Source organism: Sphingomonas flavalba (assembly GCF_004796535.1).
GTDB lineage: Bacteria > Pseudomonadota > Alphaproteobacteria > Sphingomonadales > Sphingomonadaceae > Sphingomonas_L > Sphingomonas_L flavalba.
In genome coordinates, this window is record NZ_SPHY01000005.1 from 164,851 (window position 1) to 186,043 (window position 21,193).

Genomic DNA, 21,193 nt, shown 5'->3' on the forward strand with positions numbered 1-21,193 from the left:
GCCCGTCCCGTTTGCAGCCGAATCGGGTTTTGTGCAAGTGCGAAATACCAAATGTGAGTTGCAATTTATGCAATCATGATAGAGAGCGGATCGGGAGATTCCGGCGCCCGTTGAAATTCGACTGCTGGAATAGACTTTTATATGCATCGCACAAGGAACGGTCAGAATGCGGCGCCTGCCCCCGCTCACTGCGATCGAGGCGTTTGTCCAGGTTGCGCGGCTCGGTTCGATCAAGGCCGCGGCCGAGGAACTGGCATTGTCGTCCCCCGCGCTCAGCCGGCGGGTGCAGGCGCTGGAGCGATTCGTCGGCAAGTCGTTGTTCGACCGCGGCCATCAGGCGATCCGCCTGAACGACGTCGGTCTGCGCTTCCTGGAGGCGGCGTCGCCGCCGCTCGACGCGCTGGGCGAAGCGATCGAACAGTTGATGAGCGGCACCGCGCTGCTCCGCTTCCGGCTGGGTGTGCCGCCGCTGTTCGCGTCGCAGCGGCTGTTCCCGCGCCTTGGCGATCTGCGCGCCCGGCACCCGGATCTGCATATCGACATCGACACCGCCGCGCACAGCGTCACCCGGCTGGGCGACGGCCTTGACGCGGCGATCGCGCTGGCGCGCGACATCGACCCGGCGCTCTACGCATACCGGCTGGACCGCAATCGCATCCTCGCCATCGCCGCACGCTCGCTGACCGAAGGGCCGGACGGCATCCGCGAGCCGGCCGACCTGGCGCGCACCACCGTGCTGCTCCACCGCGACATGCCTGAAAATTTCAATGTGTTCCGCGAGGCGGTCGGCCTGCCGGAGCTGGAGCCGATGGCGATCGACCAGCTTGATTCGGGGCAGTTGATGCTCGACGCGGTGGCGCAGGGCCTCGGCGTGGCGTTCATGCACGAAAGCCACCTGATCGAGGCGCATGACGACAGGCTGACCAGCCTGTTCGGCTTCGATCTCGCCAGTCCGTACAGCTACTGGTTCGTCTGCCGGCCGCGCGCGCTGGAATCGCGCGCCGTGCGGCTGTTCCGCGACTGGCTGATCAAGACGTTCAAAGCGTAACGGCGGCCGGGCCGGCACCCGGCCGCTGCCTGGAGCCTGTCCGCTTCAGGCGGCACCGATTCCGCTTGAAGCGAACAAACTCTTGCCGGTCTCAGGCGACGGTCGCCTTGACGATCTTGCCGGGGCTGCGCGGCGGCTCGCCCTTCGGCAGCGCGTCGACATGCTCCATGCCCGACACCACCTCGCCCCAGACCGTGTACTGGCGGTCCAGGAAGCGGGCGTCGTCGAAGCAGATGAAGAACTGGCTGTTGGCGCTGTCCGGGTTGGAGGTGCGCGCCATCGAGCAGACGCCGCGGACATGCGGTTCGGCCGAGAATTCCTGCTTCAGGTCCGGCTTCGACGAGCCGCTGGTGCCGGTGCCGGTCGGGTCGCCGCCCTGCGCCATGAAGCCGTCGATGACCCGGTGGAACACGACGCCGTCGTAGAAGCCCTCGCGCGCCAGTTCGCTGATGCGCTCGACGTGGTTGGGGGCGAGGTCCGGGCGCAGGCGGATGACGACATCGCCGGTGTCCAGGGTGAAGGTCAGGGTTTCGGCATCGGCCATGGATGGTCTCCTGCGCGTGTGGGAAGGTGGCCCATATAGGGCCGGGCGCGCCGGATGGAAGGAGATTGCCATCGCGCGCCTGTCGCGCCTAAGGCGGTGCGCCACCGGGATCGAGAGTGAGGAGCGCAGCGATGAGCGAAAGCGAGCTTGCCGCCACCGACGCCGCCGTCGAGCCCAGCCATGACGAGGAGGACCGGCTGACCCCGGAATTCGTCGCCGCCGTCCTCGACCGGGTCGAGCAGGGCGACGACGAAGGGGCGCGGGCGCTGGTCGCGCCGCTGCACCCGGCCGATATCGCCGACCTGTTCGAGGTGGCGCCGGAGGAGCGGCGCCCGGCGCTGGCGACGGCGCTGGCCGAGATGCTCGACGCCGACGTGTTCGCCGAGATGAACGACTGGGTGCGCGAGGCGCTGCTCGACGAGCTCGACGCGCATCAGGTCGCCGACATCGCCGGCCAGCTCGATACCGACGACGCCGTCGCGATCATCGAGGATCTGGAGGAGGACGAGCAGCGCGCGGTGCTCCGCGCGCTGGACCCGGACGACCGCGCCGCGATCGAGGAAGCGCTAAGCTACCCGGAGGAATCGGCCGGCCGGCTGATGCAGCGCGAGCTGATCGCGGTGCGGGAGAACATGACGGTCGGCGACCTGCTCGACTATCTGCGTTCGAACGAGGACCTGACCACCGATTTCTGGGAGATCTTTGTCGTCGACCCGGCGCACCGGCCGGTCGGCACGCTGCGGCTGAGCTGGGTGCTGCGTACGCCGCGCGGCATCCAGCTCGCCGACGTGATGCAGCGCGAGCAGACGCTGATCCCGGTCGACATGGACCAGGAGGAAGTGGCGCTCCGCTTCCAGAAATACGGGCTGATCTCCGCCGCCGTCGTCGACCAGGCCGGGCGGCTGGTCGGCATGATCACCGTCGACGACATCCTCCACATCGTCCAGGAGGAAGCCGGCGAGGACGTGCTGAAACTGTCCGGCGCCGGCGACGGCGACATCAACGAGCCGGTGCTCGACAGCTACCGCGCGCGGGTGCGCTGGCTGGTCGTCAACCTCGCCACCGCCCTTGTCGCATCGTCGATCATCAGCCTGTTCGAAGGGACGATCGAGCGGATGGTGGCGCTGGCGACGCTGATGCCGATCGTCGCCGGGGTGGGCGGCAATGCCGGGACCCAGACGCTGGCGGTCACCGTGCGCGCGCTCGCCACCAACCAGCTGACCCGGACCAACCGCTGGCGCGCGGTGGCGCGCGAGATCCGCGTCGCGCTGCTGAACGGCGCGACGATCGCGGTGGTGATCGGCCTGTGCGTGTCGCTGGTGTTCCAGAACCCGTTGCTGGGCGTGGTGATCGCGACGGCGATGCTGGCCAATATCGTCATCGCCGGGCTGGCCGGGGTGCTGGTGCCGCTGACCCTGGAGCGGCTGAAGGCGGACCCGGCGGTCGCGTCGTCGATCTTCGTTACCATGACCACCGATTCGATGGGTTTCTTCGTGTTCCTGGGACTGGCCGCCGCGTCCGGCCTGGTCGGCTGACGGCGCGGGCATGGCGGCGCTGCACATCACCAAGGTCGCGGTCGGCTGTTCCGGGTTCGAGGCGCTGGCCGGGCGGATCGCGGCGCGCGCCACCGGCGGCACCGTCGACGTGACCACCCGTTACCGCCCGACCCGCCACGCCGGGCTGATCGGCGGGTCGCTGTACTGGATCATCAAGCACCATCTGGTCGCGCGCCAGACGATCGTCGATTTCGTGCCGGTCGCCGACGCGCCGCGCTGGATCATCCGGCTCGAATCAGCGCTGGTCCCGGTGCAGGCCTGGCCGCGCCGCGCCCATCAGGGCTGGCGCTACCTGAACGACCCCGACGCGCCGCCCGACCTTGCCCATGCCGCCGGCGGCGACGCCCTGCCGGCGGCGATCCGCGACGAGCTGGCGGCGCTGGCGTTGCTCTGAGCCTTTGCGAAGCGCGCGGCAGCGCCTAACTGACGGTCATGTCCCGCGCCCGCGTCCTGCTGCTCAACCCCGCGCTCGGCCCGCTCGACTACCGGGTGCCGCGCGGCATGGATGCGCCGCCCGGAACCATCGTCGTCGCCCCGCTCGGCCCGCGCCAGTTGACCGGCGTGGTGTGGGAGGCGGAGGCGCTGCCCTCCGCCGGCGAGGTCGGCGACAACCGGTTGCGCAACCTTGTCGGCGTTCACGATGCGCCGCCGCTGCCGACACCGCTGCGCCGGCTGATCGAATGGACCGCTGACTATTATCTCTCGCCCCCGGCGGCGGTGCTGCGCATGGCGCTCGCCAGTACCTCGGCGCTGGAGGGCGGGCGCAGCATAACCGAATATCGGGCGACGGGGCGAACGCCCGAGCGGGCAACGCCGCAGCGAACGCAGGCGCTGGAGCGGATCGGCGACCGGCAGGGGCTGGTCCGCGAACTGGCGGCGATCGGCGGCGTGTCCGACGCGGTGATCCGCGGCCTGGTCAAGGCCGGGGCGATCGAGCCGGTCGAGGTCGCACTCGACAGCCCTTACCCGCGGCCCGACCCCGACCATGCGCCGCCGACATTGTCCGCCGCGCAGGCGGCGGTCGCGGCCGATCTGGTCGCGGCGGTCGACGCTGCGGCGTTCCAGCCTTTCCTGCTCGACGGCGTGACCGGTTCCGGCAAGACCGAGGTCTATTTCGAGGCGGTCGACGCCGCGCTCCGCGCCGGGCGGCAGACGCTGGTGCTGCTGCCCGAGATCGCGCTGACCGAACCGTTCCTGCGCCGGTTCGAGGCGCGGTTCGGCGTTGCCCCGGTCGCCTGGCATTCCGACCTGCGCCAGTCGCAGCGGCGCCGCGCCTGGCGGGCGATCGCCAGCGGCGAGGCGCAGGTGGTGGTCGGCGCGCGATCGGCGCTGTTTCTGCCCTATCCGGCGCTCGGCCTGATCGTCGTCGACGAGGCGCACGAGACCAGCTTCAAGCAGGAGGAGGGTGTTCCCTACCACGCCCGCGACGTGGCGGTGATGCGGGCGATGCTGGAGGGGATTCCGGTCGTCCTCGCCTCCGCCACCCCGGCGATCGAGACGCTGCATCAGGTGGAGATCGGCCGCTATCGTGCGCTCCACCTGCCGGCGCGCTACGGCGGTGCCGACATGCCGGACATCGCCGCGCTCGACCTGGTCGCCGATCCGCCGGAGCGCGGGCGCTGGCTGGCCCCGGCGCTGGTCGCGGCGATGGCGGAGACGCTGGAGCGGGGCGAGCAGGCGCTGCTGTTCCTCAACCGGCGCGGCTATGCGCCGCTGACCCTGTGCCGTTCGTGCGGCCACCGCTTCCAATGCCCGAACTGCACCGCCTGGATGGTCGAGCACCGGCTGGTCCGCCGATTGCAATGCCACCATTGCGGCCACGTGATGACGCCGCCGACCGCCTGCCCGGAGTGCAAGGCGGAGGACAGCCTGGTCGCCTGCGGCCCCGGCGTCGAGCGGATCGCCGACGAGGTCGCCGCGTTGTTTCCGGAGGCACGGACGGCGATCGTCACCTCCGACACCATCTGGTCGCCGGCCCGCGCCGCCGAGTTCGTCGCGCGGATGGAAGCGGGGGCGATCGACATCGTCGTCGGCACCCAGCTCATCACCAAGGGCTATCATTTTCCCGAACTGACGCTGGTCGGCGTCGTCGATGCCGACCTGGGCCTGCAGGGCGGCGACCTGCGCGCCGCCGAGCGCAGCTTCCAGCAGATCGCCCAGGTCGCCGGCCGCGCCGGGCGCGGCGAGAAGCCGGGGCGCGTGCTCGTCCAGACATTCGATCCCGATGCGCCGGTGATCCGCGCGCTGGTCACCGGCGACGCCGATGGGTTCTACGCAGCGGAGACCGCCGCCCGCCGCGACGCCGGGGCGCCGCCGTTCGGCCGCTTCGCCGCGATCGTCGTCTCGTCGGAAAAGGCGGAGGCGGCGGTGGAGACGGCGCGCCTGATCGGCCGCGCCGCGCCACGCGTCGAGGGGATGCAGGTCTATGGCCCGGCACCGGCACCGCTCGCCATGCTGCGCGGGCGCCACCGCCAGCGGCTGCTGATCCACGCCCGCCGCGCCCTGCCGGTGCAGGACGTGATCCGCGACTGGCTGGGCGCGCTCAACTGGCCGGCGAGCGTGCGCGTCACCGTCGACGTCGATCCATACAGCTTTCTCTGAGCGCCGCCGCGCCCGCCTATTTCCTTTCATTTCGCTGACGAAGCCATTCCGCCCGAATTCAGCACGAATCGGCAAGAAGGCAGGAACCACGCCGGCACCGAAATGCGAATGGCGCGTTCGGGGCAGGCATGGGAGATTGGAGACAGAGCATGCGCAAATTGATTTTCACCGCCCTGATGGCGGCCGTCGCGCTCCCCGCCACCTCTGCCGTCGCGCAGTCGCGTGGCGAATTGCAGCGGGACCGGATGGAGATCCAGCGCCAGCAGCAGCAGCTTGACAACGCGCGGCGTCACGGCACCCGTCAGGATGTCCGTGAGCAGCGGCGCGACGTGCGCGACGCCCGGCGCGAATATCGCGAGGACTGGCAGGATTACCGCCGCACCAACCGCAACGCTTTCCGCCGCCCGGCCTACGCTGCGCCGGTTCGCGGCTGGCGCTACCGGCCGGTTACCGTCGGCTACAGCCTGCCGCGCGCCTTCTACGGCCAGCGCTACCTGATCGGTAATCCCGGCGCCTATCGGCTGGGCGCGCCGCGCGCCGGAACCCGCTGGGTTCGTTACGGCAACGACGTGCTCCTGGTGAACACGCGGACCGGCCGGGTTCTGACCGTGTACCGCGACTTCTTCTGGTAAGAGCGGACGTTCGGGGCCGGCGGCTGGAGCCGCCGGCCCCTTTTTTGTGCGCCACCCGCCGAGCGCGCATGCCGTTCGTCGAAAAATTCCTCCCGTTTATCGGGGCTTCGGCTTAAAGCTGGAGCCATGCTGAAAGCGGAGAATTTTCCGATGCCATCGATCCGTTCCATTTGCGCCGCGCTGCTTGCCGGTGCCGCCTTCGCCCTGCCCGTCGCGCCGCTTGGCGCGCAGGCGGCGGCGCCTGTTCCGGCCGCCAGCCAGGGGGCGGAGGACGCCCGGCTGCTGAAGCTGTTCCACGACAGCGACGAGGCCACCCTGAAGCGCAACCCGATCCAGGCGCTGTTCCGCGGCGACCTGCGCTACGCCGACCGGCTCGGTGACTATTTGAGCGATGCCTATTTCGCCGGCGAGCGCAAGGCGGCGGAGGATGACCTCGCCGCGTTGCGCGGCGTCGACCGGTCGAAGCTGGATGCTACCGATCAGGTCGCCTACGACGTGTTCAAATGGCAGACGGAACTTGGCCTGCGCGGCCTGCAGCCGGAACTGCTGGCGCTGACCGTCGTCAGGCCGATCGACCATTTCTACGGCTTCCACACCTTCTATCCCGACATCGCCTCCGGCCAGGGGGCGGCGCCGTTCAAGACGCTGGTCGATTACGAGAACAACCTGAAACGGCACCGCGAATATGTGCACCTGCTCGACGAGGCGATCGCCCGCTTCCGGCAGGGGATGAAGGCGGGCGTTGTCCAGCCGAAGCTGGTGGTCAACAACGTCATCGACCAGTTGGACCTGCAGATCGCGCAAGGGGTGGAAGGGTCAACCTTCTATGGCCCGGTCAAGGCGTTTCCCGACGGCATTTCCGCCGCCGACCGGGCGCGATTGACCAAGGCCTATGCCGACATCATCCGCGACCAGATCATCCCGGCCGACATCCGGCTGCGCGACTTCCTGAAGACCGAATACCTGCCCGCCGCCCGCGACAGCGTCGGCCTGTCCGCCATGCCCGGCGGCGACCGGCTTTACGCCTATCTGATCGAGCAGAACACGACGCTGCCGCTGACCGCCGACTATGTCCACGACCTCGGCCTGTCGGAAGTGAAGCGGATCACCGCCGAGATGGAGGCGGTGAAACAACAGGTCGGTTTCAAGGGCACGCTCGCCGAGTTCTTCACCTTCCTGCGCAGCGACGCGCAGTTCAAGCCGACCAGCAAGGACCAGTTGCGCGAAGGCTATGAGGCGATCGGCAAGCGGGTGTGGGCCCGCATTCCAGAGCAGTTCTCCACCCTGCCGAAGTCGCCGCTGGAGATCCGCCCGGTCCCCGATTACCGGGAAAAGACCGATGCCGGCGGGTCGTACCAGCAGGGCACGCCGGACGGATCGCGCCCCGGCGTGTTCTATTACAACGCCTATGATTTGCCGAGCCGCTACCTGTGGGGGATGGAGACGCTCTACCTGCACGAAGCGGTGCCGGGCCATCATTTCCAGATCAGCCTGGCGCAAGAGAACCCGGCGCTGCCTGCCTTCATGCGCTTCGGCGGCAACACCGCCTTCGTCGAGGGCTGGGCGCTCTATGCCGAGACGCTGTACAAGGACCTGGGCATGGAGACCGACCCGTATCAGCGCATGGGCGGCCTCAGCGACGAGATGCTGCGGGCGATGCGGCTGGTCGTCGACACCGGCATCCATGCCAAAGGTTGGACCCGCGACCAGGCGATCGCCTACATGCTCGCCAATTCGCCGATGAGCAAAACCGACGCCACCGCCGAAGTCGAACGCTACATCGCCATTCCGGGGCAGGCGCTGGCCTACAAGATCGGCGCGCTGACCATCCTCAAGCTGAAAGCCAGGGCGCAGCAGGAACTGGGCGCGAAGTACGACCCGCGCGAATTCCACGCGCAGGTGCTGATGACCGGGGCGCTGCCGATGACGGTGCTGGAAAAGAAGATCGACGCCTGGATCGCGGCGAAGAAGAAGGGGTGACGGCGCTCAGCGCCTGACCTGCCCCAACGGCAGCAGGCGGACGGCGAGGGCGCTGGCGCGCTTGCCGTCGCCGGCGCGGAGTGGTTCGAGCAGGGCGGCGGCGCGCTGGCGCAGCAGCCGGTCGAGCGGGGTCGGTGCCTCCGCCGCCGCCGCTGCTTCGGCCAGCGAACGGGCGTGGGCGACGTCGCGGGGGTCGAGCCTGATCCGCATCAGCGCGGCGAGCGCCGGATACATCGCATGGTCGGGGCGGAGCGCCACCGCCCGATCGAGCGCGGCCAGCCCGGTGTCGCGGCTGGCGCCGAGCACGAGGCGGGCGGGCAGGGCGCCGGCGCTGGCGATCGCATCGAGATGCCAGCCGGCGACGGCGATCTGCGCATCGGGATTGCGCGGCTCGGCGGCGACGACCGCTTCGATCTCCATCCGCGCCGCCATCGCCCCCTGCCGGCTGCGCTCCAGCGTCGCGCGGTAGCCGACCGCCATCGCCTTCACTAGCCGCGCCTCGCTGTCGTGTGGGGCGTGGGCCAGCGTCGCCGCCGCCGCGCGCCCGGCGGCGTCGATGCCGGCGAGCGCCGCCGCCTTGTCGGCGCCGTCGAAGATCGCCGCGGTCAGCAGGGCGCGCGAACTGGCCGCCTGCGCCGCCGTCGCCGCGCCAAGCAGCAACAGCAGCGTGGGCAACAGGTGCCTAAGCACTAAGCGCTTCGGCGATCAGACGGCGGGTATTGGCGATGCCGTAGAGCGCGATGAAGCTGCCCATGCGCGGGCCTTGCGGCGAGCCGAGCAGGGTTTCGTAGAGCGCCTTGAACCAGTCGCGCAGCGCGTCCTTGCCGTAGAAGCGCTTGCCGATTTCGTAGATCTCGTTCTGCAGCGCGTCGGCGCCGGTCGCCGGGTCGGCGGCGGCGAGGAAGGCGTCGAGCGCGGCGAGCGCCTCCGCCTCGACACCGGCCGCCTTGCGGCGGTTCAGGGTCGGGGCGACGACGTCGCGGTTATAGGCGAGGGCGTGGCCGATCAGCCGGTCGAGTTCCGGGTAGGTTGTCGGGGTTGCATCAGCCACGTAATTGGAAAGATATCCCCATACCTGCGCGGCGGTGGCGTCGGCACCGAGCACCCCGGCGAGGTTGAGCAGCAGGCCGAAGGTGACCGGCAGCGGTTCCGCCGGTACGGCGCCGTCATGGATGTGATGGACCGGGTTGCCGAGCCGCTGATCGACCGGCTGGCCCGGATAATTGGCGCGGAACTGCCAGTAATCGTCGATCGCGCGCGGGATGACGCCCATGTGCAGCTGCTTCGCCTTTTTCGGCTCGCGATAGGCGAAGAAGGCCAGGCTCTCCTCCGTGCCGTAAGTCAGCCATTGTTCGAGCGACAGGCCATTGCCCTTCGACTTGGAGATCTTCTCGCCCTTCTCGTCGAGGAACATCTCGTAGTTGAAGCCTTCCGGCGGGCGGGCACCGAGGATGCGGGCGATCTTGCCCGACTGGACGACCGAATCGATCAGGTCCTTGCCGGCCATCTCGTAATCGACGGCGAGCGCGACCCAGCGCATCGCCCAGTCGACCTTCCATTGCAGCTTGGCGAGGCCGGACAGCGCCGACTGGACGACCGTCTCGCCGTCATCCTCGAAGCGGATCAGCCCGGCCTCGGCGTCGACCACCTCGACCGGCACCTGCAGGACGATGCCGCTTTTCGGGCTGACCGGCAGCACCGGGGAATAGGTGGCGCGGCGCTCGGCGCGCAGCGTCGGCAGCATCACCGCCATGATCGCGTCGTAATGGGCGAGGACCTGCTTCAGCGCCGCGTCGAAGCGGCCGGACAGATAATAGTCGGTCGACGAGGCGAATTCATAGGCGAAGCCGAAGCGGTCGAGGAAGGCGCGCAGCATCGCGTTGTTATGGTGCGCGAAGGATTCGTATTTTTCGAACGGGTCGGGAATGCGGGTCAGCGGCTTGCCGAGATGCTCGGCGAGCATCGCCTTGTTCGGCACATTGTCCGGTACCTTGCGCAGCCCGTCCATGTCGTCGCTGAACGCGAGCAGCCGGGTCGGCACGTCCGACAGGGCGTGGAACGCGTTCCTGACCATCGTCGTGCGCAGCACTTCGTTGAACGTGCCGATATGCGGCAGGCCGGACGGGCCGTAGCCGGTCTCGAACAGCACATGGCCCTTGGCGGGCGCGCCGTCCGGATAGCGTTTCAGCAGCTTGCGCGCTTCCTCATAAGGCCAGGCCTTGGACTGCAGGGCGGCGGCGCGGAGCGCAGTGGGATCGTTCGTGTTCACGCCCGCCCTGTGCCGCCTGTTGCCGCCGAGTGCAACCGGGGCGGGGCAAATCGGCCCCGCCATCGCGGGGCGGGGACGCGATCCGACCGGGGCGTTCGCGCGGGTTCCGGGGTTCGCGGACGCAGCTTTGTTATAACGCGGCGGACGGCGCCGTTTGAACTTCTCGGGAGGTTAGAGGAGAGGGCCTGTGCCGCTGAATGACGCCTTTGGGTGTCGATCGGAACGACGTCAGAATGGAATACCCATCCCTATCTTCACGCGATCCAGCACAACGATCGTGCGATAGGAACGCACCAGTGCGTTATCGGCGAACAGGCGAGCGGTCTGCCGCTCATAATCCTCCATCGACGGCACCAGGAGGATGACGATGAAGCCCGCCGTTCCCGTTACGCAGTAACATTGCTGGACTTCTTCCGCGTCGCGGAAGAAATCTTTCATCGCGGCGACGGTGCCGGAACCGTCGTCCGCCAGCGTCACTTCGACCAGGGCCGTGATCGGATAGCCCACCGCGGCCGGATCAACGATCGCAACCGCCCGCTTGATGACGCCGTCCGCCTCCATGCGGGCGATGCGGCGCTGCACGGCGGGCGCGGAAAGATTGACCCGTTCGGCTATCTCGCGCTGCGGGCGCCACGCATCATCTTGCAGAAGGCGGAGGATCGCTCGGTCGTGGTCGTCGAGCTTGCGAGTAATCATTGTCGTTCCCGGGCGATTCATGAGCCGTCGTTGCGCCTTTCCATCGAAAATTAAGTCCATTGCTTCGCCGATGCGAGTTAAACTTGCATGATGAACGTTCAGATACATCGCAAGCGGGCATGAATCAGCGACGGGAACTCGACGGCAAGGCGACCTCGCTCATGGTCGCGCTTTGCATAATCTGGGGCGCGCAGCAGGTGGCCTTGAAAGCCGCCGCGCCCGATATGGCACCCATCCTCCAGATCGGGGTGCGCTCGGGCATCGCGGCGCTCATAATCTACTTCCTCGTCCTGCTTCGTGGCGAGGCGGGCGCGATGAGGGGCGGCGCATGGAAGCCCGGCCTGACCGTCGGCGCGCTATTCGCGCTGGAGTATCTTTTCGTTGGTGAAGGGCTGCGCTTCACCAGTGCCTCGCACATGTCGATCTTCCTCTATACCGCGCCAATCTTTGCGGCACTCGGTCTTCACCTGAGGTTCCCGGAGGAGCGGCTGGCACGCATCCAGTGGTGCGGCATCGGATTGGCTTTCGCCGGCGTGGTCGTTTCCTTTGTCGGACGAGGCGAAAGCGCCGCTCCCGGAGCAGGCGACGCGTGGATCGGCGATCTGCTGGGCATCGCCGCCGGTATGGCATGGGGCGCGACGACATTGACCATACGCTTCTCGCGACTCGCCGGCATGCCGGCGACGGTGACCTTGCTATACCAACTCCTCGGAGCTTTCGGGCTGCTGCTGATCGCCGCCGCCATGCTGGGTCAGACAGAGGTGACGGCAACGCCGATCCTTGGGGCGAGCCTTGCCTTTCAAATAGTCCTGGTGTCGCTCGTCAGCTTCCTCGTCTGGTTCTCGCTCCTGCGCACCTATCTCGCGTCGCGTCTGGGGGTTCTTTCCTTCATGACGCCGATCTTCGGCGTCATCTTCGGCGTGGCGATCCTGGACGAGACGCTCGATCTGAGCTTCGTGCTTGGCTCCATTATGGTCCTGGCGGGCATCCTGCTGGTGAGCGGGCGGGAATGGGCCATGGGCAATCGGGCCAACTAGCGTAATCCGCTTTCCTTCGCCGCAACGCGAAAGCGGACTGACCGGAATCGGTTGGAAATCATCGACATAGGCGCCTTCGCCGGAAGGCCCGGTTGGGCGCGCGGGCAATACGGGTTGTATATAACATAATAGTTATATAAAGAATAGGCTATGGATGAGATGCTCGATCGCAAGTTCGTCGCCCTTGCCGACCCGACCCGCCGGGCGATCCTGGCCCGGCTGGCGCTGGGCGAGGCGACGGTGAGTGAGCTGCAGCGGCCGTTCGGCATCAGCCAGCCGGCGATCTCCCGCCACCTGAAGGTGCTGGAGGCGGCCGGGCTGGTCGAGGGCGGCCGCGCCGCGCAGGCCCGGCCCCGGCGCCTGAAGCCCGAGGGGCTGGACGCGGCGCGCGCCTGGCTCGACGGGCTGCGCACTTTGTGGAGCGACAGTTTCGAGGCGCTGGACGCGTTTCTTGCCAACTCCCGAACCGAAGGAGCCGACACGCGATGACCGACACCCCCCGCTTCACGATCAGCCGCCGTTTCGCCGCGCCGCGCGCCCGCGTCTGGGCGGCGTGGACCGAGCCGGAGCAGATTGCCCAATGGTTCGGGCCCAAGGGCACGAAGGGCAGCGTGCTGGCGTTCGACCTGCGGCCCGGCGGCGCCTGGCGCGGGCGCTTGGAAGGCCCCGACGGCAGCGTGATGTACAGCAAGTTCGTGTTCCGCGAGGTCGAGGCGCCGGCGAAGCTGGTCTGGGTCCATGGTTTCGCCGACGCCGAGGGCAACCGAATCCGGGCTCCGTTCGCGCCGCTGTTCCCGCTGGAGCTGCTGACGACGGTGCTGTTCGCCGACGACGGCGACGGCACCCGCATCGACGTGCTCTGGGAACCGATCGACGCGACGGCGGAGGAACAGGCGTTCTTTGCCGGGATGACGGAGTCGATGACCGGCGGCTGGTCCGGCAGCTTCGAGACGCTGGATGCGTTTCTTCAGGAATAGCGCCGCCGCGCGGCGGCAGACCTGAACGTCATTGCGAGTGTAGTGGAGCAATCTGGGTCCGGCTGTGGCGCGGGTGGCGTGGATTGCTTCGCTGCGTTCGCAATGACGGGGTGGGGGCGCGGGCTTAAGGGCGCCAAAGGGCGTTGCTAATCTGTTCCGGGTGAGCAAGGGTTGCGCGATGTCGCTTGCCTACCCTGCCTTGCACGCGAGCCATGCCGGTATCTGGATCGCGGCGCCGGATGGCGAGACGCGGGCGGTCGGGCGTGGCGAGGCGATCGCGCGGGCGGCGGATACGCCGATGATCCTGCTTGGCGCGCCGCTGGTTGGCCAGCGGCTGGGCTATGCCGAATTGTCCGGACTGGACCTGCTGGAGCTGTTCGCCTTCGTTCACCCGGCGCGGTTCGCGGTGCCGACCCCGAAGGGGCTGGCGAGGGCGCTGGACCTGCCGCCGCCGGCCAGCGACGTGGAGACCGCCGCGCTGCTGCTGCGCGCGGCCGGGGTGCTGCTCGATCGGCTGGAGGATGACGGCTGGCCGGAGCGGGAGGGCGCGTGGACGGCGGCGCAGGCGCTGCACCGGCTGCGCTGGCCCTGGGCGGCGGCGGTTGGCGATCGGCTGCGGCGGCCGGCGCAGGCCGAACGCTGGCTGTTCGCCAAGCTGCCGGAATGGGAGGAAAGCGGGCCGCGCCCGGCGCCGCGCCCGATCAGCGTCGCACCGGCGGCGGCGCTTGACCGACTCGACCAGCTGACCGGGGCGGGGGCGGAGGCACGGCCGGGCCAGCGCGCCTATGCCGAGGCGGCGAGCGCGGTGTTCCGCCCGCGCGTTGCCCGCGACGCGCCGGCGGTGCTACTGGCGGAGGCGGGCACCGGCATCGGCAAGACGCTTGGCTATCTGGCGCCCGCGTCGCTGTGGGCGGAAGAGGCGGGCGGCGCGGTCTGGGTATCGACCTATACCAAGGCGTTGCAGCGGCAATTGGACCGCGAGGGGGCAAAGCTGTTCCCCGACCCGGCGGCGCGGCGGCGGCGGATGGTCATCCGCAAGGGGCGGGAGAATTACCTGTGCCTGCTGAACCTGGAGGATGCGCTGCAGGGCGGCTTTGCCGGGCGGGCGGCGATCCTGGCGCAACTGGTCGCGCGCTGGGCCGCCTATAGCCGCGATGGTGACATGATCGGCGGCGACCTGCCCGGCTGGCTGCCGACCCTGTTCCGCCGCAACGGATCGACCGCGCTGACCGACCGGCGGGGCGAGTGCGTCTATGCCGGCTGCCCGCATTACCGCAAATGCTTCATCGAGCGCGCGGTCCGCGCCAGCGCCGACGCTGACATCGTCGTCGCCAACCACGCGCTGGTCATGGTCAACGCCGCGCGCGGGCGGGAGGAGGCGCAGCGCCCGACCCGGATCGTCTTCGACGAGGGGCATCATCTGTTCGAGGCGGCGGATTCGATGTTTTCGACCGCGCTGTCCGGGCAGGAGGCGATCGAACTGCGCCGGTGGATCACCGGGCCGGAGCGCAAGGGGCGCGGCCGCCGGCGCGGGCTGGCCGCCCGCCTGTCCGACGTCGCCAGTTATGACGAGGAGGGCGGCCGGGCGATTGCCGCGGCGACGACGGCGGCGCAGGCGCTGCCCGGCGACGGCTGGCTGCAGCGGGTGGCCGAGGGGACACCGCTTGGCCCGGTCGAGGCGCTGCTCGCGGCGGTGCGCGGCGCCGTCTACGCCCGCGACGGCGGCGAGGACGCGGGATACGGGCTGGAGACCGAGATGGCGGCGCTCGACGGCGCGCTGGTCGAGGCGGCGGGGGTGGCGGCGGAGGCGCTGGACGCGATCCTGCGCCCGCTGGTCCGGCTCGGCCGCCGGCTGGAGGCGGTGTTGCAGGACGGGCCGGACTGGCTGGACGGGCAGGCGCGGGCGCGGGTGGAAGGCGCGATCGCCTCGCTCGGCTGGCGGACGGAGACGCTGGCCGGCTGGCTGGCGCTGCTCGCCCGCGCCGGCGGGCCGGTCGATCCCGATTTCGTCGACTGGCTGGCGGTCGACCGGGCGGAGGGGCGCGAATACGACATCGGCCTGCACCGCCACTGGCTGGACCCGACCCGGCCGCTGGCGGAGGCGGTGCTGAAGCCGGCGCACGGCGTGCTCGTTACCTCCGCGACGCTGACCGGCGGCGGCGACTGGGCGGCGGCGGAGGCGCGCACCGGCGCCGTCCACCTGCCGCGGCCGCCGGCGCATTTCGCCGCGCCCAGCCCGTTCGATTATGGCGCGCAGGCGCAGGTGCTGATCGTTACCGACGTGAAGCGCGGCGATGTCGCCCAGCTTGCCGGGGCCTATGCGACGCTGATCGCGGCGGCGGGGGGCGGCACGCTGGGCCTGTTCACCGCGATCCGGCGGTTGCGCGCCGTCCATGCCCGCATCGCCGACCGGCTGGCCCGCGACGGATTGCCGCTGTTCGCCCAGCATGTCGACCCGATCGACACCGGCACATTGGTCGACATTTTCCGCGACGATCCGCGGGCCTCGCTGCTCGGCACCGACGGGCTGCGCGACGGCGTCGACGTGCCGGGCCATTCGCTGCGGCTGGTGGTGATGGAGGGCGTGCCCTGGCCGAAGCCGAGCGTCCTCCACGTTGCGCGCAAGATGGCGGGCGGTGGCGGCGCCTATGACGACCGGATGATCCGCGCCCGGCTGGCGCAGGCGTTCGGCCGGCTGATCCGCCGCGCCGACGACCACGGCACCTTCGTGCTGCTGTCCGCCGCGATGCCGTCGCGGCTGCTCACCGCCTTTCCCCCCGCAACGCCGGTGGCGCGCGTCACCCTTGCCGAAGCGGTCGCGCGGGTCGGTGGACGCCTTTCATCGGTAACCGAAGTGGGGCAAGAGGCAGGCGGAGAGTGGATGCCGGAGACACGATGAAGACGTTGACGTTGCTGCGCCATGCCAAGTCGCAATGGGATGATACCGTGCCCAGAGATTTCGACCGGCCGCTGAACGCCAAGGGCGCGCGTGCGGCGCGGACGGTCGGCCGCCACATGCGCGAGGCGGGCATGACGTTCGATCGGGTGATCGCATCGCCGGCGGTGCGGGTGGTGCAGACGCTGGACGGGGTGTGGGACGGGCTGGGCCGGCTGATGACGCCGGCGTGGGACAAGCGCATCTACCTCGCCTCCGCCGCGACGCTGTGCGACCTGCTGCGCGAGACGGCGGACGACGTCGACAGCCTGCTGCTCGCCGGGCACAATCCCGGGCTGGAGGATCTGGTGCTGCTGCTGGTGCCGGACCGGCCGGAGGACCGGCTGCGCGACGACGTCGAGGAGAAATTCCCGACCGCCAGCCTGGCCGAGCTGCAATTCGCGGTCGATCGCTGGGCCGATATCGATGCCGGCGGCGGCGTGTTGACCCGCTTCGTGCGGCCGCGCGATCTGGACCCGGCGCTCGGCCCCGGGCGCGACTGACGGGCGGGGCCGGCGCGGTGGCCGGCCTCGCCCGCCCGCGGCTTACCAGACCTTGATGCGCTGATCCGGCGCCAGGTAGAATTTCTGGCCCGGCTTGACGTCGAATGCCTTGTACCACGCGTCGAGGTTGCGCACGACATAGGGGCGCCAGTTGCCCGGCGTGTGCGGATCGGTGGTCAACTGCTGCTGTACCGCGGCGTCGCGCGCCTTGTACCGCCAGACCTGCGCATAGCCGAGGAAGAAGCGCTGGTCGGCGGTGTAGCCGTCGATCACCGGCGCCGGCTTGCCGTGCAGCGACAGCTGATAGGCGTCGTGTGCGATGTTGAGGCCGGCGAGGTCGGCCATGTTCTCGCCCAGCGTCAGCTCGCCGTTCACATGGCTGCCGGGGATCGGCTCGTAGGCGCCGTACTGGGCGACGACCTTGTCGGTATAGGTCTTGAAGCGGGCGACGTCCTCCGCCGTCCACCAGTCGGCCAGGTTGCCCTGCGGGTCGAACTTGCGGCCCTGATCGTCGAAGTGGTGGCTGAGCTCGTGGCCGATCACCGCGCCGATTGCGCCGTAGTTGATCGCGTCGTCGGCATTGGGGTCGAAGAACGGCGCCTGCAGGATCGCCGCCGGGAACACGATCTCGTTCATCAGCGGGTTGGCATAGGCGTTGACCGTCTGCGGGGTCATCCCCCACTCGCTCTTGTCGACCGGCTTGCCGATCTTGTTCAGGTTGCGCTGATATTCGAATCGCTGGGCGCGCGTGGCATTGCCGAACGCGTCGTCGCGGCGGATCTCCAGGCCGGAATAGTCGCGCCACTTGTCGGGATAGCCGATCTTGGCGGTGAAGGCGGCGAGCTTGGCGCGGGCCTTGTCCTTGGTTTCCGGCGCCATCCACGCCAGCCGCGACAGCCGGCCGTCGAGCGCGGTGCGGAGGTTGGCGACCAGCGCCTCCATCTTCGCCTTGGATTCGGGCGGGAAATATTTGGCGACGTAGAGTTCGCCGACCGCTTCGCCCATGCCGTTGTTGACCAGGTCGACCCCGCGCTTCCAGCGCTCCTTCAGTTGCGGCGTGCCCGCAAGGATGTTGCCGTAGAGCGCGAAATTGGCGTCGACGAACGGCTTCGACAGCAGCGGCGCGGCGTTGCTGATCGCGTGGAAGGTCAGATAGTCCTTCCATGTCTCCAGCGGTTCCGACGCGACGAGCGCGGCGATGCCGGTGACGGCGCTCGGCTGGGTGACGACGATCTGTGGCTGGCCGGCGACGCCGGCGGCGGTCAGGAACGCGTGCCAGTCGAAGCCGGGATATCGGGCGGCGATGTCGGCGGTGGCGACCGGATTGTAGAGCTTGTCGATCTGGCGCGATTCGGCGCGGGTCCAGTGGGTCTGGGCGATCTTGGTCTCGAGATCGAAGATGCGCTGGGCCTTCGCTGCGGCGTCGCCGATACCGGCAAGGGTCAGCATCTGGGCGATATAGGCCTGGTACTTGGTCCGCGCCTCGGCGAATTTCGGATTGTCGTTGACCAGATAATAGTCGCGGTCGGGCAGGCCGAGGCCGCCCTGGCCGACATAGACGGCGTAGACCGTGTTATCCTTCAGGTCCTGCTCGACCCCGCCGCCGATCGGCGTGTCGATGCCGAGCCACTGGTCCTCGCCGAACAGCCGGGCGACGTCGCTGGCCGACCTGACCGCCGCGATCGCGTCGAGCTGCGGCTTCAGCGGCGCGGCGCCCTTCGCCTCGATCGCCGCCTCGTCCATGAAGCTGGCGAAATAATCGCCGACCTTCTGCGTCGCGGAACCGGGCGCGGCATGGGCCTTGGCCGAATCCTCGATCACCGCGCGGGTGCGCTGGTCCGACAGGTCGCGGAGCACGACCATCGAGCCCCAGGAGGAACGGTCATCGGGGATCGCGGTCGCTTTGTCCCAGTTGCCGTTGGCGAATTTGTAGAAATCGTCGCCGGGCGCAACACTCTTGTCCATGCCGGCGGCGTCGAAGCCGAAGCTGCCGTAGGTCGGCTTCGCCGGCGCCGCCGCGGCCGGTGCCGCCTGCGCCAGAGCGGGTTGGGCGAGGGTGGTCGCCAGGGCGAGCATTGCCGCCCCGATCAGATTGCGCTTGGTCATCGAAGTCCCCGGAAAGCTGATATGGATGCGCCTGTTGTAAACGCACGGTTTTCGCAAGCAAGGCATGGCGATGTCGTTCGTCGGCGCGGGGCGGGGGTTCGCCGAAGCGGATGGCGGTGGCGGGGTGGCCGTGGCGGGCGGATTGCTTCGCTGCGCTCGCAATGACGGGGTTTGGATGGTTTGGGGCTCCTGCCTGCGTAGGAGTATAAAGCAATTCTAACCCGCTTGGGGGAGGCGGAGGCGGACGAGGAGGCCGCCGAGGTCCTCGCTTTCCTCGAGCGCGACCGAGCCTTCGTAGATCTCGGCGACGTCGCGGACGATGGCGAGGCCGAGGCCGGTGCCGGGCTTGGTGGTGTCGAGCCGCTCGCCACGCTGGAACAGCCGCTCGCGCTTTTCCTCCGGGATGCCGAGGCCGTCGTCCTCGATCGCGATGTCGACGAAGCCGCTGTCGGCGCCGACGGTGACGAACACGCTGCCGCCGCCGTATTTGGCCGCGTTCTCGATCAGGTTGCCGAGCATTTCGTCGAGGTCCTGCCGTTCGACGCGGACCGCCAGGTCCTTGCGCCCGTCCATATCGAGGCGGACGGTTTCGTAGAGGCGCGAGACGGCGCGTTCGACCGCCTGCAGGCTGGGCCAGACCTCTGCCCGGCTATGGGCATGGCCGCGCCGGCCGACGGCGCGGGCGCGGGCGAGGTGATGGTCGACCTGCCGGCGCATCGTCGTTGCCTCGCGCATCACCGTTTCGGCCAGGTCCGGCGCGGCGGCGGTCGCGGCGTTCATGATCACGGTCAGCGGCGTCTTCAGCGCATGGGCGAGGTTGCCGGCGTGGCGCCGCGCCTCTTCCGCCTGCCGTTCGTTATGTTCGAGCAGCGCGTTCAGTTCCTCGACCATCGGCGTCACCTCGTTCGGCATCGCCTCCGTCACCCGGCTGGCCTTGCCGGTGCGCATCGCGCTGATCGCCTCGCGCACCTTCCTGAGCGGCCACAGGCCGTAGAAGGTCTGCAGCGCGGCGAGCGCGATCAGCCCGAGGCCGAGCAGCGCGAAGCTCTTGATCAGCGTTTCGCGCAGCGTCGCGATCTGGGCGTTCAGCCCTTCGCGCGACTGGGCGACCTGGAACCGCCAGGCAACCGAAGACCCTGGCAGCTTCAGATCCCGTTCGAGCACGCGCAGCGGCGCGTCCGGGAATTCCTTGCTGTCATAGACGTGGACATTTTCGTCGGCATGGCCGGGGGCGACGGCGAGCGCGCGATCCCACAGCGAGCGCGAGCGGAAATGGTCGAAGCCGTCGCCGCTGATCTGGTAATATAGGCCGGAATAGGGTTCGAGGAAGCGCTGGTCGCCGAGCGGACGGTTGAGCAGCACCTCTCCGTTCGGCCCGATTTCCGCCGAGGCGATCATCGCGGTCAGCACATATTCGAGCGATTCGTCGAAATTGCGGGTGATCGCCGCGCTCAGCACCCGATCGAGCGCCATGCCGCCGCCGAGCAGCAGCAGGCTGATCCACAGCGCGGCGATGACGATCATCCGCCGGCTGAGCGATCCGGTCGAGCGCCGCCGCGCTGGGATTTCCGGCAGGTCGTCTGGTTCGGCGGTCATTCAAAGCGCGGGCGCGGTCAGGCGTCCGGATCCTCCAGACTGTAGCCGAGGCCGCGGATGGTGGTGATGACGTCGGCGCCCAGCTTCTTGCGGATACGGGTCACGAACACCTCGATCGTGTTCGAATCGCGATCGAAATCCTGATCGTAGATATGTTCGATCAACTCGGTGCGGCTGACCACCTTGCCCTTGTGGTGGAGCAGGTAGCTGAGCAGCTTGTATTCCTGCGCGGTCAGCTTCACCGGCTCCCCGGCCAGCGTGACCTTGCCGCTGCGCGTGTCGAGGCGGACGTCGCCGGCGGTGAGTTCCGAGCTGGCATTGCCGGAGGCGCGGCGGATCAGCGCGCGCAGCCGGGCGATCAATTCCTCCGACTGGAACGGCTTGGCGAGATAGTCGTCGGCGCCGGCGTCCAGCCCGGCGACCTTGTCCGACCAGCTGTCGCGCGCGGTCAGCACCAGCACCGGCATAACCTTGCCGTCCTTGCGCCAGCGGTCGAGCACGGTCAGCCCGTCGATCTCCGGCAGGCCGAGGTCGAGGATGACCGCGTCGTAGCTTTCGGTCGCCCCCAGGAAATGGCCGTCCTCGCCGTCGGTGGCGAGATCGACCGCATAGCCCGCGGCTTCGAGGGTATTGCGGAGCTGCTGGCCCAGGCTCGGTTCGTCCTCGACGATCAGAACGCGCATCGGAGTCCTTTCGGGAAACGGGTGGTCGAT

The 21,193-nt window shown here is 68.9% G+C and carries 18 protein-coding genes; 11 read left to right on the forward strand and 7 right to left on the reverse strand.

Annotation, left to right across the window (positions count from 1 at the left end; translation table 11 throughout):
- The first annotated feature begins 166 nt into the window (after positions 1-166).
- Entirely contained in the window at positions 167-1,048 is an 882-nt protein-coding gene (locus E4A53_RS07275) for a LysR substrate-binding domain-containing protein (protein WP_136162421.1), read from the forward strand.
- A 91-nt stretch (positions 1,049-1,139) separates the two neighbouring features.
- On the opposite strand, the gene E4A53_RS07280 is transcribed toward E4A53_RS07275, so the two are convergent.
- A complete protein-coding gene (locus E4A53_RS07280; RefSeq protein ID WP_136162422.1) occupies positions 1,140-1,592 on the reverse strand; it encodes a peptidylprolyl isomerase in 453 nt (150 codons plus the stop codon).
- Positions 1,593-1,723: 131 nt separating this feature from the next.
- On the opposite strand from E4A53_RS07280, the gene mgtE reads away from it, so the two are divergent.
- The 5 genes from mgtE (at position 1,724) to E4A53_RS07305 (ending at position 8,361) form a co-directional block, all read left to right on the forward strand.
- A complete protein-coding gene (gene mgtE, locus E4A53_RS07285) occupies positions 1,724-3,127 on the forward strand; it encodes a magnesium transporter (protein ID WP_136162423.1) in 1,404 nt (467 codons plus the stop codon).
- Between the two features lie 10 nt (positions 3,128-3,137).
- Complete coding sequence (locus tag E4A53_RS07290; protein WP_136162424.1) at positions 3,138-3,542, forward strand: DUF1489 family protein; 405 nt, start codon at positions 3,138-3,140, stop codon at positions 3,540-3,542.
- Between the two features lie 38 nt (positions 3,543-3,580).
- A complete protein-coding gene (locus E4A53_RS07295; RefSeq protein ID WP_136162425.1) occupies positions 3,581-5,749 on the forward strand; it encodes a primosomal protein N' in 2,169 nt (722 codons plus the stop codon).
- Between the two features lie 149 nt (positions 5,750-5,898).
- Positions 5,899-6,381 (forward strand): RcnB family protein, encoded by a 483-nt coding sequence (locus E4A53_RS07300; protein WP_136162426.1) that lies wholly within the window; start codon positions 5,899-5,901, stop codon positions 6,379-6,381.
- 126 nt (positions 6,382-6,507) lie between these two features.
- Positions 6,508-8,361 (forward strand): DUF885 domain-containing protein, encoded by a 1,854-nt coding sequence (locus E4A53_RS07305; RefSeq protein WP_239018175.1) that lies wholly within the window; start codon positions 6,508-6,510, stop codon positions 8,359-8,361.
- A 6-nt stretch (positions 8,362-8,367) separates the two neighbouring features.
- Here E4A53_RS07305 and E4A53_RS07310 read toward each other — a convergent pair whose 3' ends face one another.
- The 3 genes from E4A53_RS07310 to E4A53_RS07320 form a co-directional block, all read right to left on the reverse strand.
- Positions 8,368-9,036 carry a hypothetical protein gene (locus E4A53_RS07310; RefSeq protein WP_239018176.1) on the reverse strand — a complete coding sequence of 223 codons (669 nt, stop codon included), beginning with the start codon at positions 9,034-9,036 and terminating at the stop codon, positions 8,368-8,370.
- A gap of 7 nt (positions 9,037-9,043) precedes the next feature.
- Entirely contained in the window at positions 9,044-10,693 is a 1,650-nt protein-coding gene (locus E4A53_RS07315) for a lysine--tRNA ligase (RefSeq protein WP_136162428.1), read from the reverse strand.
- A 165-nt stretch (positions 10,694-10,858) separates the two neighbouring features.
- A complete protein-coding gene (locus E4A53_RS07320; protein ID WP_239018178.1) occupies positions 10,859-11,434 on the reverse strand; it encodes an Lrp/AsnC family transcriptional regulator in 576 nt (191 codons plus the stop codon).
- An 11-nt stretch (positions 11,435-11,445) separates the two neighbouring features.
- On the opposite strand from E4A53_RS07320, the gene E4A53_RS07325 reads away from it, so the two are divergent.
- The 5 genes from E4A53_RS07325 (at position 11,446) to E4A53_RS07345 (ending at position 16,778) form a co-directional block, all read left to right on the forward strand.
- A complete protein-coding gene (locus E4A53_RS07325; RefSeq protein ID WP_136162429.1) occupies positions 11,446-12,363 on the forward strand; it encodes a DMT family transporter in 918 nt (305 codons plus the stop codon).
- 150 nt (positions 12,364-12,513) lie between these two features.
- Entirely contained in the window at positions 12,514-12,852 is a 339-nt protein-coding gene (locus E4A53_RS07330) for an ArsR/SmtB family transcription factor (protein ID WP_136162430.1), read from the forward strand.
- Positions 12,849-13,340 (forward strand): SRPBCC family protein, encoded by a 492-nt coding sequence (locus E4A53_RS07335; RefSeq protein WP_136162431.1) that lies wholly within the window; start codon positions 12,849-12,851, stop codon positions 13,338-13,340. The genes E4A53_RS07330 and E4A53_RS07335 overlap by 4 nt, the downstream gene beginning before the upstream one ends.
- Before the next feature lie 178 nt (positions 13,341-13,518).
- On the forward strand, positions 13,519-16,239 hold the full coding sequence (locus E4A53_RS07340) for an ATP-dependent DNA helicase (RefSeq protein WP_136162432.1): 2,721 nt from the start codon (positions 13,519-13,521) through the stop codon (positions 16,237-16,239).
- A complete protein-coding gene (locus E4A53_RS07345) occupies positions 16,236-16,778 on the forward strand; it encodes a SixA phosphatase family protein (protein WP_136162433.1) in 543 nt (180 codons plus the stop codon). The genes E4A53_RS07340 and E4A53_RS07345 overlap by 4 nt, the downstream gene beginning before the upstream one ends.
- Positions 16,779-16,820: 42 nt before the next feature.
- Here E4A53_RS07345 and E4A53_RS07350 read toward each other — a convergent pair whose 3' ends face one another.
- The 3 genes from E4A53_RS07350 to E4A53_RS07360 all read right to left on the reverse strand — a co-directional run bounded on the left by E4A53_RS07350 (position 16,821) and on the right by E4A53_RS07360 (position 21,163).
- Positions 16,821-18,884, reverse strand: a complete 2,064-nt coding sequence (locus tag E4A53_RS07350) for a M13 family metallopeptidase (protein ID WP_136162434.1) — start codon at positions 18,882-18,884, stop codon at positions 16,821-16,823.
- 216 nt (positions 18,885-19,100) lie between these two features.
- Complete coding sequence (locus E4A53_RS07355; RefSeq protein WP_136162458.1) at positions 19,101-20,408, reverse strand: ATP-binding protein; 1,308 nt, start codon at positions 20,406-20,408, stop codon at positions 19,101-19,103.
- An 89-nt stretch (positions 20,409-20,497) separates the two neighbouring features.
- Positions 20,498-21,163 (reverse strand): response regulator transcription factor, encoded by a 666-nt coding sequence (locus tag E4A53_RS07360; RefSeq protein ID WP_136162435.1) that lies wholly within the window; start codon positions 21,161-21,163, stop codon positions 20,498-20,500.
- Between the last annotated feature and the right edge of the window lie 30 nt (positions 21,164-21,193).